Origin of the sequence: Curtobacterium sp. 18060 (assembly GCF_902706105.1) — a bacterium.
In the GTDB taxonomy this organism is placed as follows: Bacteria; Actinomycetota; Actinomycetes; order Actinomycetales; family Microbacteriaceae; genus Curtobacterium.
This window is the reverse complement of sequence record NZ_CACSJV010000071.1, coordinates 1-13,425: the sequence shown is the minus strand read 5'-3', so window position 1 is coordinate 13,425 and position 13,425 is coordinate 1. Positions and strand designations below refer to the sequence as shown.

The 13,425-nt window shown below is 63.7% G+C and carries 14 protein-coding genes and 2 pseudogenes; 4 read left to right on the top strand and 12 right to left on the bottom strand.

The window, feature by feature from the left end:
- Window positions 1-104: 104 nt before the first annotated feature.
- Window positions 105-1,286 (bottom strand): tyrosine-type recombinase/integrase, encoded by a 1,182-nt coding sequence (locus tag GVL05_RS18720; RefSeq protein ID WP_235036062.1) that lies wholly within the window; start codon window positions 1,284-1,286, stop codon window positions 105-107.
- Window positions 1,287-1,792: 506 nt separating this feature from the next.
- Here GVL05_RS18720 and GVL05_RS18715 point away from each other — a divergent pair.
- On the top strand, window positions 1,793-2,341 hold the full coding sequence (locus tag GVL05_RS18715; RefSeq protein ID WP_159574122.1) for a hypothetical protein: 549 nt from the start codon (window positions 1,793-1,795) through the stop codon (window positions 2,339-2,341).
- A gap of 436 nt (window positions 2,342-2,777) precedes the next feature.
- On the opposite strand, the gene GVL05_RS18710 is transcribed toward GVL05_RS18715, so the two are convergent.
- The 7 genes and pseudogenes from GVL05_RS18710 to GVL05_RS18680 form a co-directional block, all read right to left on the bottom strand.
- Window positions 2,778-3,311, bottom strand: a complete 534-nt coding sequence (locus GVL05_RS18710) for a hypothetical protein (protein ID WP_159574121.1) — start codon at window positions 3,309-3,311, stop codon at window positions 2,778-2,780.
- A 1,024-nt stretch (window positions 3,312-4,335) separates the two neighbouring features.
- A complete protein-coding gene (locus GVL05_RS18705) occupies window positions 4,336-5,301 on the bottom strand; it encodes a replication protein RepA (protein WP_159574120.1) in 966 nt (321 codons plus the stop codon).
- 254 nt (window positions 5,302-5,555) lie between these two features.
- Window positions 5,556-6,212, bottom strand: coding sequence for a hypothetical protein (locus tag GVL05_RS18700; RefSeq protein WP_159574119.1), 657 nt, complete (start codon window positions 6,210-6,212; stop codon window positions 5,556-5,558).
- Entirely contained in the window at window positions 6,205-7,152 is a 948-nt protein-coding gene (locus GVL05_RS18695; RefSeq protein ID WP_159574118.1) for a ParA family protein, read from the bottom strand. The genes GVL05_RS18700 and GVL05_RS18695 overlap by 8 nt, the downstream gene beginning before the upstream one ends.
- A gap of 1,051 nt (window positions 7,153-8,203) precedes the next feature.
- Window positions 8,204-8,407: pseudogene (locus GVL05_RS18690) on the bottom strand (transposase); the annotation flags it as partial.
- Window positions 8,408-8,621: 214 nt separating this feature from the next.
- Window positions 8,622-8,924 (bottom strand): PaaI family thioesterase, encoded by a 303-nt coding sequence (locus tag GVL05_RS20380; RefSeq protein WP_200849277.1) that lies wholly within the window; start codon window positions 8,922-8,924, stop codon window positions 8,622-8,624.
- Between the two features lie 159 nt (window positions 8,925-9,083).
- Window positions 9,084-9,704: a LysE family translocator gene (locus GVL05_RS18680; protein ID WP_159574117.1), complete on the bottom strand. Its 621-nt coding sequence runs from the start codon at window positions 9,702-9,704 to the stop codon at window positions 9,084-9,086.
- Between the two features lie 109 nt (window positions 9,705-9,813).
- On the opposite strand from GVL05_RS18680, the gene GVL05_RS18675 reads away from it, so the two are divergent.
- Window positions 9,814-10,269, top strand: coding sequence for an Lrp/AsnC family transcriptional regulator (locus GVL05_RS18675; RefSeq protein ID WP_159574116.1), 456 nt, complete (start codon window positions 9,814-9,816; stop codon window positions 10,267-10,269).
- 114 nt (window positions 10,270-10,383) lie between these two features.
- Here GVL05_RS18675 and GVL05_RS18670 read toward each other — a convergent pair whose 3' ends face one another.
- Together GVL05_RS18670 and GVL05_RS20375 are read right to left on the bottom strand one after the other, a co-directional pair.
- Entirely contained in the window at window positions 10,384-10,575 is a 192-nt protein-coding gene (locus tag GVL05_RS18670) for a hypothetical protein (RefSeq protein ID WP_159574115.1), read from the bottom strand.
- A 115-nt stretch (window positions 10,576-10,690) separates the two neighbouring features.
- Window positions 10,691-11,245 (bottom strand): TetR/AcrR family transcriptional regulator, encoded by a 555-nt coding sequence (locus GVL05_RS20375; protein ID WP_369122538.1) that lies wholly within the window; start codon window positions 11,243-11,245, stop codon window positions 10,691-10,693.
- 87 nt (window positions 11,246-11,332) lie between these two features.
- On the opposite strand from GVL05_RS20375, the gene GVL05_RS18660 reads away from it, so the two are divergent.
- On the top strand, window positions 11,333-12,193 hold the full coding sequence (locus GVL05_RS18660) for an SDR family NAD(P)-dependent oxidoreductase (RefSeq protein WP_159574113.1): 861 nt from the start codon (window positions 11,333-11,335) through the stop codon (window positions 12,191-12,193).
- A gap of 194 nt (window positions 12,194-12,387) precedes the next feature.
- On the opposite strand, the gene GVL05_RS18655 is transcribed toward GVL05_RS18660, so the two are convergent.
- Both GVL05_RS18655 and GVL05_RS20050 read right to left on the bottom strand, forming a co-directional pair.
- Window positions 12,388-12,570, bottom strand: a complete 183-nt coding sequence (locus GVL05_RS18655) for a hypothetical protein (RefSeq protein ID WP_159574112.1) — start codon at window positions 12,568-12,570, stop codon at window positions 12,388-12,390.
- A 61-nt stretch (window positions 12,571-12,631) separates the two neighbouring features.
- A pseudogene (locus tag GVL05_RS20050) lies at window positions 12,632-12,760 on the bottom strand (IS5/IS1182 family transposase); the annotation flags it as partial.
- A gap of 22 nt (window positions 12,761-12,782) precedes the next feature.
- On the opposite strand from GVL05_RS20050, the gene GVL05_RS18650 reads away from it, so the two are divergent.
- Window positions 12,783-13,425 (top strand): hypothetical protein (locus tag GVL05_RS18650; protein WP_200849278.1); only part of this gene is annotated, 643 nt, incomplete at its 3' end.

Sequence of the window (13,425 nt, the reverse complement as noted above, 5' to 3'; positions counted from 1 at the left end):
CCTACCACCGAAAGCGCCGACAGCGCGGTCTCGGGAAGTTGACGCCCATCGAGTACGAAGCAATCATCAACCCACAGGCAGCACTCGCGGCCTAAACCAACGAGTCAACCCAACCTGCAGCAGTCCCTAGCGGAAAGCGACGACTCTTGCAGGCCGATCTGGGTGACAGCGTTGTTGTCAAGCGGAGCATCTTTGCGGCTGTACACCTCGAGCGTTCGTTCGGTCGTGTGCCATGACTGTCGCATGATCTGGTGCAGGCCGAGGCCCTTGTGCAGCGCGAAGGTCACGAACCCAGCGCGCAAAGAGTGTCCGCCGTAGTGCTTCGCGTCCAGGCCGGCGGCGAGGGCATGCCGGACGACGGCGTCCTGAACGACCTGCCCGCTGATGGGGGTGTCGCGGAAGATTTTCCCGCCGGTGGAGATCGGCCGGAACAGCGGCATCCGCTTCGGCAGGCGCCGCCAGGAGGGCAACGGGTCGGCCCAGTAGATGGGGTCGTGTGGGTCGTCGAGCCCTTTCGCGCAGGCGTGCACGTCGACGTCGAACGTCGCCAGGAGCTTCATCGCCGCAATTCGTGGTCGCGCGGATGTGATGGCTTCGGTCAGTTGCATCCAGCGGATGAACGCACAAACCGGGCACGTCGCCGGCGTTCCGCCGTACGGGAGCGCCTTCGTGCGGCCTCGGCGCTCCTGGTCGGTCTTCGACTTCCGGATCCGCAGGCGCAGGCCGTCGTCTTCGTGGAGCGTTACGTCGCCGATGGTGAGGGCGGCGAGCTCGCTGCGTCGAAAGGCACCGGCGAAGCCCATGACGATGATCGCGTAGTCGCGGACCCCGTGGACAGCCCGTGGGTAGTTGCGAATGTCGATCGCGCGCACCAGGTGACGGAGTTCCTCGAGCAAGAGCGCCGGCATCCTGCGAAGTTCACGGCCGTCCGTGCGACGGAGGCCCGCCATTGTCGCTTCGACCTCGGCGCTGTCCGACGGCTTGGGGAGGCCCCCGAGCTGGTGCATCTTGTCGATGGCGGCGAGCCACCCGTTGAAGGTGTTCGACGCGTACGGGGTGCCGCTGTCGTCCTTGCCGTCTGCGGCCGCCGCTTCGAAGTACGCAGCGACCGTCACCGGGTGTGCGGGTAGGAACTCGGCGCCCGTCTCCTCGCAGAACGCGACGAACCGTTGCCACTCGCGCTTGTACTTCACGCGGGTGCCATCGGAGATGGCCTGCGGCTGCAGCATGCGGATGCGAGCGAGCTGGCCAGGGTCGAGACCGGCCGACAGCGACCCGGTCGCCATGAGCTCGAGGCCGTCGTTGCCGGGTCCTGAAACTGCAGCCCCTTTTTCCACCCGAGGTCCGAGTGACCCGCTCGCACTGTTCACAGAGGCATCATCGCACCACCAGCGCACGTTCAAGGGAGACCGCTGTAGGCGCAGGACGGACAATGCCCGTACATCTCTTGGTTGTCCGGATCGGAGGCGGCGATGACTCCGCCGCGCAACTCACCGTTCAGGAGAACGGCCATTGTGCCGAACGGCTCTCCAACCCCAGGAAGCGACACGTCTGTCTCAAATCACCCTCACAACCGCACTCACCTTCGGCAACAAAAAACGTCAGGAGCGCCAGGGGTCAACTCGGCTGTCGGCTGACCCTCCCCTGGTCGGCGCACTCCGTCCTGACGCTGATGCGGTCGCCGCACGCGGACCAGCGTTGTCGGTTGCCAACTGTTTCAAGACTGTCGTTGCCCCACTACGCGATTTGTGCCGAAGTGGACACATCGACTTCCGCGCAGTGTGGAACGGACGTGAAGGGTTACAAGATGACTGAGTGGGTGCTCGTCCCCGTGCCGACAGAGGTCCATGAAGTAGTGATGAACCTGGTGTCGAAGAACCAGAAGGACCGAGGTGAGCGGACTTGGCCGGCGCCCGGGGAGATCTCCAGCGGGAACGTCATCGGAGACATCGTCTGGCAGGGAGCCCTCGAAGAAACGGAGCCGTGGCCCACGTCGGCGCTCGCACAGCTCGCAGATGGTCGTTCACTCCCCGCGCAGCGTTGGACCATCGCCATGGACTTCTGCGCGAAGCACCCGAGCGAGCGATTCGGCACCTCGGAGATCGTCGAGAACACCGACCTCACGCTCAACGAATGGCGCGACGCCTGCAGGAAGCTCACCGCCCACCTGCGCGCCAACTACGAGGGACTGCCCAAGTGGACCCGTGAGCCGTACCTCGGTGAGGACATCTGGCCCCTCGCAACCGCGTCCGGGCGAAACCTTCATGAGGATCTCCAGGTGTACTTCGGCATGGCCGAAGAGCAGGCGAAGTGCTGGCGGGACGTACGCGGGCAGATCTAGGTGGTGCGATCGACGTCAGACCCGGGACCCTCCCCCAACGCGCTGATGAAGCAGCCCAGCACGGCATGTTGTGTCCTGGGCTGCTTCCTTGTGGTCACCGCTGCCCCAATCTGACTCCCCCGCAGGCTGCACCGAGAAGCCGCCTCCTGCCGCAGACCAAGGATGACGCGCAGCGCCGAGCGTTCTAGCAGTGAGGTGGAGAGTCGCCGCGCACCACACCTCGAGGCTCCCGCATAGGGCCCGCATGGACAGCAAGGACAGCAAGGACACCCACTTCTGTCTCCCCACGCCGACTGAGGCCGCAGCCGCCGTGGAGGTGGCCGTTCCGCGAACTCCTCGCTTGTCGCGTCGGTCGCTCATACCGGCGCTCTGTTGGCTCGCTGGCGGGCTGTTCTTCCGGTTCGTCGTCGGATGGCACGGCGACCTCACCAGGTGGCTAATCATACTCGCAGCCATCGTGGCTCTCGCCAGCTTCTGCCGCGACGTGATGAAGGTCTCGGACTACCGCTCGAAGCTCCGCGACTACCGCTTGCGACGGGCAGAGCACGCATCTCTCTGACCGTCCGCGCATAGACCCAGCATGGCCACCACTCCCCCGCCCGTCGTTGTCCTCGACGACGCGGGCAAGAGCAAGCACGTCCGCTTCAAGGGCGTCGTCGGTGGCGACTCCCTCGAAGTGACGGACGCCGACCTTCGCGACGCGAACAGCGGCGACCGACGCTTCTTCGCGTCCCTCCAAAGCCAGCGTTTTATGGCCGTGGACGCCGTAGGCCTCGGCAACCTCGACCGTCGCTACTGCGTACGCTTCGATGTTCCCGCCATCACGGACCTCCCGGTGCCGCCTCTGAAGGCACGGGCCACTCCCCGCGGGCGAAGAAGAAGAGCCGGAGCGGGTAGCGGTCAGTTCGGTACCGACGTACCCTCCGAGAAGTTCTCCACAGCAGGCTTGGTCGTTGGACTCGATACCCACGCTGTTTTCGTGGGTGTCTGGTCCGCTTTCGTGGGTACCTGGTCCTCAGCCCGTGGGTATCCGGTCCGCCTGGTGTGGGTATGCAGTCCCGGACGCACAGCACCGCTCCCCCGCCGATCGCCGCCAGCGCGCGGATCCGAGCTCGCTCGAGCGAGGCCCCCTGTAGTGATCCCTGTAGCTCTCTCCGGTAGCTGATCTACGAACCGGCGAAACGCAACCACAGAGGGGCGCCAAGTTTTCCACAGACGGATGCTTCTACCCCTCCCAGTGGGAGGAAACAGAATCACTCAGGCCACCGCACTTCAGGACTAGATACCCACGCTTGGAGGCACCGGTACTTCCAGGCGCGAAGCAAGTACCTCGCCGTCGCTTAGGACCGGATACCCACACTCGCTGGTGTTGCCCGGCGCGCCGACCGGCCCATAACAAACAGCCGGCGCCCTGGGGACCAGATACCCACACAACGCTTCGCGCTCTCGTACCGGAAGGACCAGATACCCACGCCGGCTGGTTGACCTCCGCCTCCGGCGAGGACTTGATACCCATGGGCAAGGACCAGATACCCACACCCGGCGGCTCAACCCCGACGGCGTCCGGTAGTAACGGTATGAAGGGGTGTCGCAGGGGACTAGATACCCACGACTGAGAACCAGATACCCACGCGCCTGTCTCGCTCGGTCTCCTCCGGACCAGATACCCACGCTTCCCTGCCCTCTCGAACGAACGCCCGCACCCGGACCAGATACCCACGTCAGGACCAGATATCTACACGCGCTGAACTCGAGGCGCCAGGCGCCAGGCGGACCAGATACCCACCATTGGAGCGGGCCCTCAGTGCGTGAGGATTAGATACCCGCGCGCGCGGGCGGTCAATGCCAGTTTTCCGGAGTGGTTACCGAGAGGACCAGATACCCACGCGCGCCGTCGACGGACGGGCCCTCCAGCTCACGTGGGTATCCGGTCCCCATCAACGCGAAAAGAGAGGCGCCCGTAGGCACCTCTCTCCCGTCGTTTCTCTGGCTGGTTAGACCCCGACCTCGCGTCGAGGCTTCGTCGGCTCCACATGAGGCGGAGACGGCCGGAGGATGAGGTACTCGGAGGTCGGTTCGACCCGTGCTTCTGGGTAGATGATCTTGATGGCCCGCAGGTGACCCTCGAACGCCGCCTTGAACTTGTGGGGCTGCGTGTACTGCGCGCCGAACTGCAGGTTGAGGTCGTTCCACTTGATGCGGGTGGGCTTACGCAGGTAGAACATGCGGTACGTGAGCCACAGGTAGATGTCCATGCGCATCGCTGACTTCCCCAGCGCCTTCATCGCGTTCAGGTCGATGGGGACCGGCGAGGAGACGATGGAGTCGTAGAACCGCTCGGAGAGGGTCACCGTGGACTGCCAGAGCCCTTCGTTGTCCTCCACGTCGTCCTTGCCGAACCACAGACGGACGCTGTCAGCGATCCGGAAGTACTCAATGGCCTCCCCATGACCGTCCGGGCGGATCTCAAGACCCTCGACACTGAGATTCGCGCCGAAGAGACGCTTCAGACCGTCAGCGACCCGCTTCGCGTCCCGTCCACCGTGTGCGAGGCCGATCTTCTCCATGAACGCTTTCATGGAACGGCCGAGCTCGAGCTGCTTGCTCTGCGTCAGCACCGCTTCCGTTGCCATCCAGTTCATGGCCTGGCGCGGCAAGACACCGTACGGGTACGCAGGTGTCCGCTCTCCGGTCTCTGCGTCCAGCAGCAACGCCGGCTGCATCATCAGCGAGACGGACCCGTTGCGACGCTCCCAGTACGGAATGCTGCCGGGGTTGCGGTAGGGCAGCGAAACCTGCGCCCAGATGCGTGCCGAGTACCCGATGTCCATGGCGTCCTCTTCGCCACCCTCGAGGTTCGCCGCGTAGTTCACTAGACGCGCCGTCGTCTCGTCGATGAGAATTGGCGCGTTGGCCGGCACGTCGATCAGTGTGATCTCGGTTGCGAGGGTGTCGGTCATCAGGACCTCCCGGGGCATGATGGAAGCAGTGGTCGCGCGGAAGCGGACTTGGTCAGTGCGTCCCACCCGGCAGAGCGCACTGTGCCTGGCGCTCCCCCATCCGAGTTGGTACTCACACAGCGTGGCTGCGGGTCAGATACCCACGTCGGAACTTGCTCGGCGTGTCGCAGTGTTCCTCGCCGGCGTCTGTACGAACCCATGCCTCGGATCTACCGGATCCGGCCGACATTGCCGAGCGCAGACGACCGACGACGTCAGTTCTCGCGCCGAATCGGCCGGCCGCGCGGAGCCTGCTTCATCCGCTTCGGGAACGGCTGCCCGCCGTTGTAGGTGTCCTGTAGACGCTTTGTCTCCCCCACGTAGATGTCCACCAGGATGTCCTTCGGCGTGGTGTAGCCCTCGTGCAGGGAAGCTGCAGCAAACGCGTCGTTGAACGCATCGCGATCGCCTCGACGAATCTCGAAGGTGACCTTGACGACGTCGTCCGGGTTCTCCTCCCCAGAGTCGCCGTACCGACGCCTCGTGTACGGCGTCGTCGGACCCTGCGCTGGCTCAGCGGCCTGCTGTTGCTGCGTCTGCGGAGCGGCGGCACCCGCAGCTTCGGCGACCGCCGGTGCGACGTCCTCGGCTGCTGCAGTCGACGGCTCCGGCTCGCGGAATGTGACGGCCGGTGTCTCGGAAGGCTCGACGGTCATCACCGGGTCTTCGACCTCGGACTCTGGAGCGGACGCGATGGTCTGCTGCACAGCGCGCCGCGGCGCCGGGGGTGGTGGCGCAACCGTACGGGAAGGCTCAACCGGCTGCTCGACCTGCTGTTGCGCCGTTCGATTCGCGCGGAGCAGGGACCCCGCCCCTCCCCCGCTGTTCGGACGGCTTGGCGGACCGGAGATGATGCGGCCTGCGTCAGACATTCGCTTCCTCCGCCGTGTCAGCCTCGGCCTTGGTGAGTCGAGCGGTGAGCTCCTGGGTCACTGCGTACAGACTGTCCGCAACGTTGCCCGCAGCCTGAGGGCCAGCGGAAATATGCTTCGCCCCGCGGCGCAGAGCCTCGTACCACTTCTCCTGCTTCTGGACACTCTTCTCGAGCTCGTGGACGAGGACTCGCTTCTTCCTCGCGGCCTTCGCGGTTGCGCCCGAGTGGCGGACGTAGCTGGTGAAGATGAACTTCCGAGCCTCTTCGCTTTCCAGGGCCTCGACAACGTCGTCGGTGAACTCCTGGCGAACCTTCGTCTCAGACGTACTCGAATCGAAGTTCACCACGCCGAGGAGGTCCACGTCGGGGTTGATGTCCACGACCTTGTCGAGGCGCCGAGCGGTCAGGCGGAGACCATCGATGCTCGCATCGTCCGCCTTCGCCGGGATGAGGATGTAGCGAGCGGCCGCGACAGCGAGCATCTGAATACTGTCGATGTTCGGCGGGCAGTCGAGCAAGATCAGGTCGTAGTCGTCGGCGATGACAGACAGAGACGTGGCAAGGCTGAGGCGTGCTGCGGTGCCTTCCGTGCCGGACTGGCTCATCCGAGGGCTGATGCCCTTGTCGAGGATCTCTATGTGCTCCCCTCCCGGGAGTACGTCGAGGTTCGGGCGCACGTCTTTCAGAGGCTGAAGGCGATCGCCGAAGAGGACGGCCTTCGACAGACCAGAGCCCTTATCGTCGCCATCCGCGTGCCTGTAGCTGAGGTCGAGCCCGAGGTTTCCCTGCGGATCCAGTTCGATGACGAGGACTCGCCAACCCGCCTCGGCCAGGATCCCGCCGATGTTGGCGCAGAGGGTGGTCTTGCCGACGCCCCCCTTGTTGTTGATGACGGCGACGACTCGCTGAAGGGAAGATCGGTCAATGGTGAGTGACATCTGCTGCTCCGCTGCCTACGAGGGGCACTCCCCCGCTGAATGGTGACGTTGGTGTGACTGGTGAGACCAGGCTGCGCAACTACTCGCGCATGTCCGTGGGGACTTAGCGTACCTGCGTCACTGGTGAACCCAGTCACAACGGCATAACTATTTAGGGCCAACCGGGGTCACCAGTCACACCGGTGTTGCCAGTATGCGTTCGCCGGTGAGGATGGTGGGACCAGTCATAACCAGTGTGACTGGGTCCGCCAGGCACACTGGGCTCACCAGTAAGTCTAAACCGGGATTACCAGTAAGTCCAAACCGGGATCACCAGCGTCACCAGTGTGCGCGAATCTTCCGAGATCGAACGAACAGCTACTGCTCCGGGTGATTGCCTTAGAACAGGGGTCACGTCACTCAGAGAGGCACACAGCCCCTCTTTCTGCGGTCCACCAATCAAGGGCCCTGCTGACTGGTTTCGCAGGTCATCCCAGTGTCACCCGCTCAACCAGTCTCACTGGTGACACTGGTTAAGTGCGTTCGGCAGCAAAGAAGCCGTCCACGCCGGCCTGAGCGGTGTCACCGGTCACACCAGCGACCCTGCTCCACGAAGCGCTGGGCGCTATCGAGTGGGTGGGCATAGCACTCATCATTACCGCCGACACAGCCACCCTGGTCCTCTCGAGTCACTCCGACCGAAGCAGACACAACATGAACCCTGATCCTGCGCCATGAGTGCTCCGCCGTCGAAGGCGTCTCAACTGGGACCCTTTCGCAGGCGGGGACGGTTTCCGATAGGGGATCGGGGAACGGGCAACGGGTCAGTCGCGGAGGGGAGATCCTGCGACGTCGAAGCGGTATCCGCCGAAGGTGCCGTTGAGGAGCGGGCGTGCCTTGGTGATTGCGGCTTGCACCTGGGGGAGGACAAGGGAGGCTTGGTGTGCTTCCGTCGTCTCCCAGAGCTCGACGACGAAGACGGTGTCGAGCTCACCCCGAACGGATGCGACCAACCGGGTGTGGTGCCGCACCACCCCTAGACCCTCGCACGCTCCTGTGGCAAAAAGAGCCAGCGATGCCAGGCCCACACCGTCTGCCACGGACCGAACACCTCGGGCAGGTCCCGCCACGCGACCCCGGTCCGATACCGATGAATGATGCCCTCGACCATGCTCCGTGCGTCCGAGAACGGGCGCCCCTTCCGGCCCGTCCGGCCAGGCAGCAGATCAGCGATCAACGCCCACTGAGCATCCGTAAGCCACAAGAACCGAGACACCCGCCAGCGTCCGCCACTCACCCCGCTCCAATCAGAAGACACGCCCTAGATGTACCGGCCGCAACCTTGGTGACACCACGGCTGATGGCGGACGGGCGCGGCGGCCAAGATCAGCCGCGATGCGGCGGAACCCGATGTCGGTCAGGCGGGCTCGCGATTCGGAGCTGCTCTTCATTGCGGTGGTGTTGGAGCGACCAGCTGAGCCCAGGGGTCGCTAAGGAGACGGTGTTGAGGCGACCCGAATCAGCGTTTGTTGGCCTACGGCAACGACGGCGTGACTGTCGCTGTCGACAGCTCGGACCTCGATTTGACAGACCGTGAGTGTGCGCCCTGCACGGATCACAGTACCCACCGCTCGGAGGTACTCACCGCGGGCAGGGGCAAGGAGATTCAGCTTGTACTCCACGGTCAACACTTCCGAGCCTTCCCCCATGCGGGTGAGGGCAGCGAAACCGCCGGCGCTGTCGGCGATAGCGCTCGTCGCCCCAGCATGGACGTAGCCGTGCTGCTGGGACACTTCCGGCCGCTCGGCAGAACGATCGATACCGCCCCGTCGTCGACGCGATCGAGCGTCGCGCCCAGGTGCGCCATGAGACCCTGCCGGTCAAAGCTGGCTTGCACCCGGGAGCGGATTCTGTCGGCTGCTGAGCCGGGAGCGTGCGTCATGGAGCCTCGGTTAGTGGATGATCTTCTCGACCACCAGGATGACCCCGATCACGACCATGGCAATACCCGACAACCGGGTCACCACTCGCGCTGCCATAGGCCGTGCCGATAGCACTCGTCTGGCACCGAAACCGACGATCAGGTAGACCACGGCGCAGTTAAAGATGTGCAGTAGACCCAACGTGCCCATCTGCACGCCCACAGGCCAGAGGGCACCGGTGTCGGTGAACTGCGGGAGCAGGGCTAGGAACAACAGGAACACCTTCGGGTTCAGGCCGCTGATGCCGAGGCCCTTCATCGCCTGCCGCAGCGGAGAGGAGCCACCCGTGGCCGCCTCAGCTCCTGGCACGGTTGCTGGATGTAGCAGCAAACCGACGCCAAGCCAGATCAGGTAGAGGGCGCCGAGAATCGTCATCACCGTCAGGACAACAGGGACGCGGCTGACGAGCGTTCCGACGCCGGCCGCGACGATCAGGGTCGCAAGGAGGTGGCCGGCGAGCATTCCGAGAACAGCAGGGACGGGCGATCGGTGTCGGAGGCCCGCCGTGATGGCGTAGGCCCAGTCCGCCCCAGGGATGATGACGAACAACACCGACACCGCCCAGAACGCCATCAGTAAGCCCCATGCCATGTCAGTTCCTTCCGCCGTTGCGCGCTTCACCGGAAGGCTAGTAGTGATCAGACATCATAAAATTCGAACTTGTGACGACCGCAGCCCGCCTAGTGAAATGATTGTGCTCATGGATGCGATCGATCGAAAGATCCTCTCGGAGTTGCAACAAGAGGCACGCCTTACGGTTACGGCTCTGGCTGACCGGGTTCAGGTCAGTCTCTCGGCCGGCCACCGGCGATTACGTGAACTCGAACGTTCCGGCGTCATCGTCGACTACCGGGCGAAGGTCGACCCGGCCATGGTCGGGCTTGGCTTCCGGGCTGTCCTGTTCGTCACGATGCGTGACGGTGGGAGCCGGGTGCTCGACGAGTTCGAGACCGCAGTGATAGCGGTGCCCGAGGTCATCGACGCGCAACGTCTCTTCGGGGAGCCGGACTACGTGCTTCGCGTCGTCACCCAAGACCTGGCGTCGTATCAGCGTCTTTACGACACCCGCCTATCGGCCCTACCTGGTGTCCTTCGACTGAGCAGCACGCTCGTGATGAAAGAAGTCATCCGGGACCGGCCCCTGCCTCTTATCTAGACGTTTCCTGAGGTTCCTTAGCGGCGAGTGCTGTCCGGATGGCCATCCACTGCGCTCGATGTGCTGTGCGCCAGAGGGGCTGATTATTGTGGGTCAGTTGATGACTGCGGGGATTCACTCGGTGCGGTTGGCCGTGATGGCTGCGTTGCCGATGAAGAGCAGGAGTGCGGCAGCGGTGATGGTCCACGTGGCGATGACCGGCCATTCGAGGGTCTCGACGAGCTCACACGTCTGCTTAATGCCGATCAGTGTGGCACCACCAACGGCGACGAGCCAACCGTGTGCCGTCTTTGAGAACGACATCATACGATCACCCTCGTCTGCTGGCAGAGCGGCCAGCACGACGCGGCAAGGACGTTTTTTCTGACTGTGAGGCTTCCAGTGCCCCGCCCGGGGGGGGGGGGCATCGCTCAGGAATCCGTCAAAGTGGCGCGGAGAGGCCGTCGAAAAATATTTGCACGATGTCGTTCGTGGAGGTGCTCGGATGCTGTGATTGTAGTAGTGTGAGAGCGGCAATGAAATTCATTATGAGATCTACTTGGAAATCGGATCGCAGTGCGCCCATGTCCCGTGCCAAGTCAAGCTGGCTTGTGAGAATCGAACGCACTTGATCAAACCCGGCTTCCGTATTGATTGCACAGCCAGCGTCTCGCAAAAGCTCTCTCTCGCCGTGTGTCCACTCGAGGACTACGTGGACGCAACGCTGAAGGTTATGGGGGTTCGGATCGACAGCATTCGCGATGGCCAGAAGTCGCGGTTCCAGCTCAGAAGTGATATCTTCGCGAATGAGTGCAAGCGTGAGTGCTTCCCGCGTTGAATAGTGCCGGTAGAGGGTTCGTGTCCCAACTCCCGCCTGCTGTGCGACGGCTGCGAGTGACACCTCTGATGCTCCAGTCGCGAACAAATCTCGAGCCGCGCCCCGAAGTTTTCGAGCATTCTCGGATGCGTCACTACGGATTCTCGGGGTGGACGGCACTCCACCACCGTACCTGGCGTCAGCGAGCCCCTGGGTCGGGTTGACCTCCCAGCAAGTGGCAGTAGACTGCCACTTATGATTTCCCCGATGATCCCGAACGTCAAGGTCTCCGGCGCTACGCCGCTAACTGGGAAGGTTGCTGTGGTGACCGGCGCAAGTGCCGGTATCGGTGCGGCTGCCGCGGCGCGTCTCGCTCAAAGTGGCGCACACGTTGTCGTGGTCGGACGAAACCAGAGCAAGACGGAGGGTGTCGCGGCGGCTATCGGTGGCTCTCCGCTGCTCGTTGACATGAGCAGCTTGGACGATGTTCGTCGCCTTGGTGCTGATCTCAGAGCGAACTACCCGCGGATCGACCTGCTACTCAACAATGCAGGAGGCATCAGTGCGAAGCAGCATCGCACTCCTGATGGATTTGAGCGAACGTTTCAGGTCAATTACCTCGCTCCTTTTCTCCTGACGCATCTACTACGTGAGTCTCTGGGGCGGGCAGTAAATAGTGCACGTGTGATTAATACGGGCAGCTCACAGTATCGTCGCGGGCGCATTTCGTCGGAGAGCTTTTCTCAGCTGCCCGGTCGATACTCCAGCATGCGGGCGTATGGTTCGTCGAAGCTTGCACTGATGCTGTTCACTGCTGAGCTTGTACGCCGTGGAGGTGGCATTTATTCGAGCGTGGTGCATCCCGGTGGAGTGGCGACGGAAGTGGCGCGGGAGAATAGGCTGCAGCGGGCACTCATGGGCAGCCCGTTGCTGAAAAGGTTGATCCTCACCCCGGCGCAGGGGGCCGAGCCGTTGGTTAGCCTGGCGACAGTACCTTCGCTGAGCGCATGGAATGGAATGTATTTTCATCGTTTCACGCCGCGTGCGGCAGGCGTGATGAGTGATACGGATGCGGCCGAGGGGCTATGGAAACGGACGATGCGCGAACTTGATCTGACCGAAGAGTAGTAGGCACCCCTTCGGATCGGTGCGGTCGACGGACGGGAACCGCGTTCCGCCGAAGACGGTCAAGAAGATGAAGACTTCGCCGGAGCCGACGAGCGCGCCGGTCTCGGAGCGTCGTGCGAGGTCGCCGATTGAATCGGTGTTCGCGGCCGGATCCCGGGTCGCGAACGTTGTCGGTCATGACGTCAGGGAGGTGGTTACTTTCTGCTCAGGATCGCGACGAGATCGGTCGCGATGCGGTGCTTCACGGCGGCGGGTGCCGGCTGCACCTCGGCGTCCAGGTTGCCGGTAAGGACGGCGGCGGGGCTGCGAGCTTGCAATGTCAGTTCGAGGCTCATCGCCTGGATGGGGTTGCCGTTCGCGGCAGTGAGGTTCACCATGCGACCCTGCTCGAGGCGGATGATTTGCTTGCCGTTGAGCTGTACCAGGCCGGCCGTGCCCGTCGGTGGCCTGGTGGATCTCCGTGGTCAGGCCGCCGCGGGAGCGGCCGATGCCATGCCCCGGCGGTTCGACCTCATGCCAGGACAGATTCTTGTGATTCGATCCCGCCCCCTGTGTCCTGCTCGGGCCGGGTGGTGTTCGTCGCGTGCTGATGCGCACGCGCGATCGTCGCATCGATGGTGCGGCGGAGCCGGAAGCATCCGCGATCAGCTCTGACGCAACGTCGAAGGTCACCAACACGGTCGTCGCGCCGGTGGGTGCGAACGGCAAGATCCGCATCAAGAACATGGGCACGGCGGCGATGAACTACCTCGTCGACCTGCAGGGTGCGTACAACTCGCTCCCCGGTGGCCCCGGCAACACGAACCGGACCGGTCAGCGGACGTCGGCGACGACGCTGCCGTTCCCGATCACGGACCAGACCAACGCGTCCGTCGATGTCGGGACCGGCAACCTGCTCGTCACCACGACCGCGATGAGCCTGCCAGGAGTGACGCAGAACACCACGATCGGCGCCGCGTACAACTCGCGGAGCACCACCGTCGGGGATGCGAACACGATGGACGCGAACCGGTGGCAGTACGCCCTCGCCGGCGCCGGGGACCTGACAGCGAATGCGGACGGTGTCATCTACACGGACGCTGTCGGGACGGCGTGGCAGTTCCGTCCGTCGGGGGCGCAGGGTGCGTTCATCAGCCCGGCCGGTCTGCAGCAGACCCTGACCCGCGTCGACAACTCCACGACGCACGAGTACACGCTGAAGGGGTGGACGTCGAACTCGACGACGCACTTCA

What these genes read in the sequence shown, in the direction of transcription:
- GVL05_RS18720 (WP_235036062.1), bottom strand. Translation starts at nt 1,286, where the DNA reads ATGGCGACCGGGTCGCTGTCGGCCGGTCTCGACCCTGGCCAGCTCGCT.
- GVL05_RS18670 (WP_159574115.1), bottom strand. Translation starts at nt 10,575, where the DNA reads ATGATGTCGTTCTCAAAGACGGCACACGGTTGGCTCGTCGCCGTTGGT.
- GVL05_RS18680 (WP_159574117.1), bottom strand. Translation starts at nt 9,704, where the DNA reads ATGGCATGGGGCTTACTGATGGCGTTCTGGGCGGTGTCGGTGTTGTTC.
- GVL05_RS18660 (WP_159574113.1), top strand. Translation starts at nt 11,333, where the DNA reads ATGATCCCGAACGTCAAGGTCTCCGGCGCTACGCCGCTAACTGGGAAG.
- GVL05_RS18700 (WP_159574119.1), bottom strand. Translation starts at nt 6,212, where the DNA reads ATGTCTGACGCAGGCCGCATCATCTCCGGTCCGCCAAGCCGTCCGAAC.
- GVL05_RS18695 (WP_159574118.1), bottom strand. Translation starts at nt 7,152, where the DNA reads ATGTCACTCACCATTGACCGATCTTCCCTTCAGCGAGTCGTCGCCGTC.
- GVL05_RS18705 (WP_159574120.1), bottom strand. Translation starts at nt 5,301, where the DNA reads ATGACCGACACCCTCGCAACCGAGATCACACTGATCGACGTGCCGGCC.
- GVL05_RS18655 (WP_159574112.1), bottom strand. Translation starts at nt 12,570, where the DNA reads ATGGTGAACCTCACTGCCGCGAACGGCAACCCCATCCAGGCGATGAGC.
- GVL05_RS18675 (WP_159574116.1), top strand. Translation starts at nt 9,814, where the DNA reads ATGGATGCGATCGATCGAAAGATCCTCTCGGAGTTGCAACAAGAGGCA.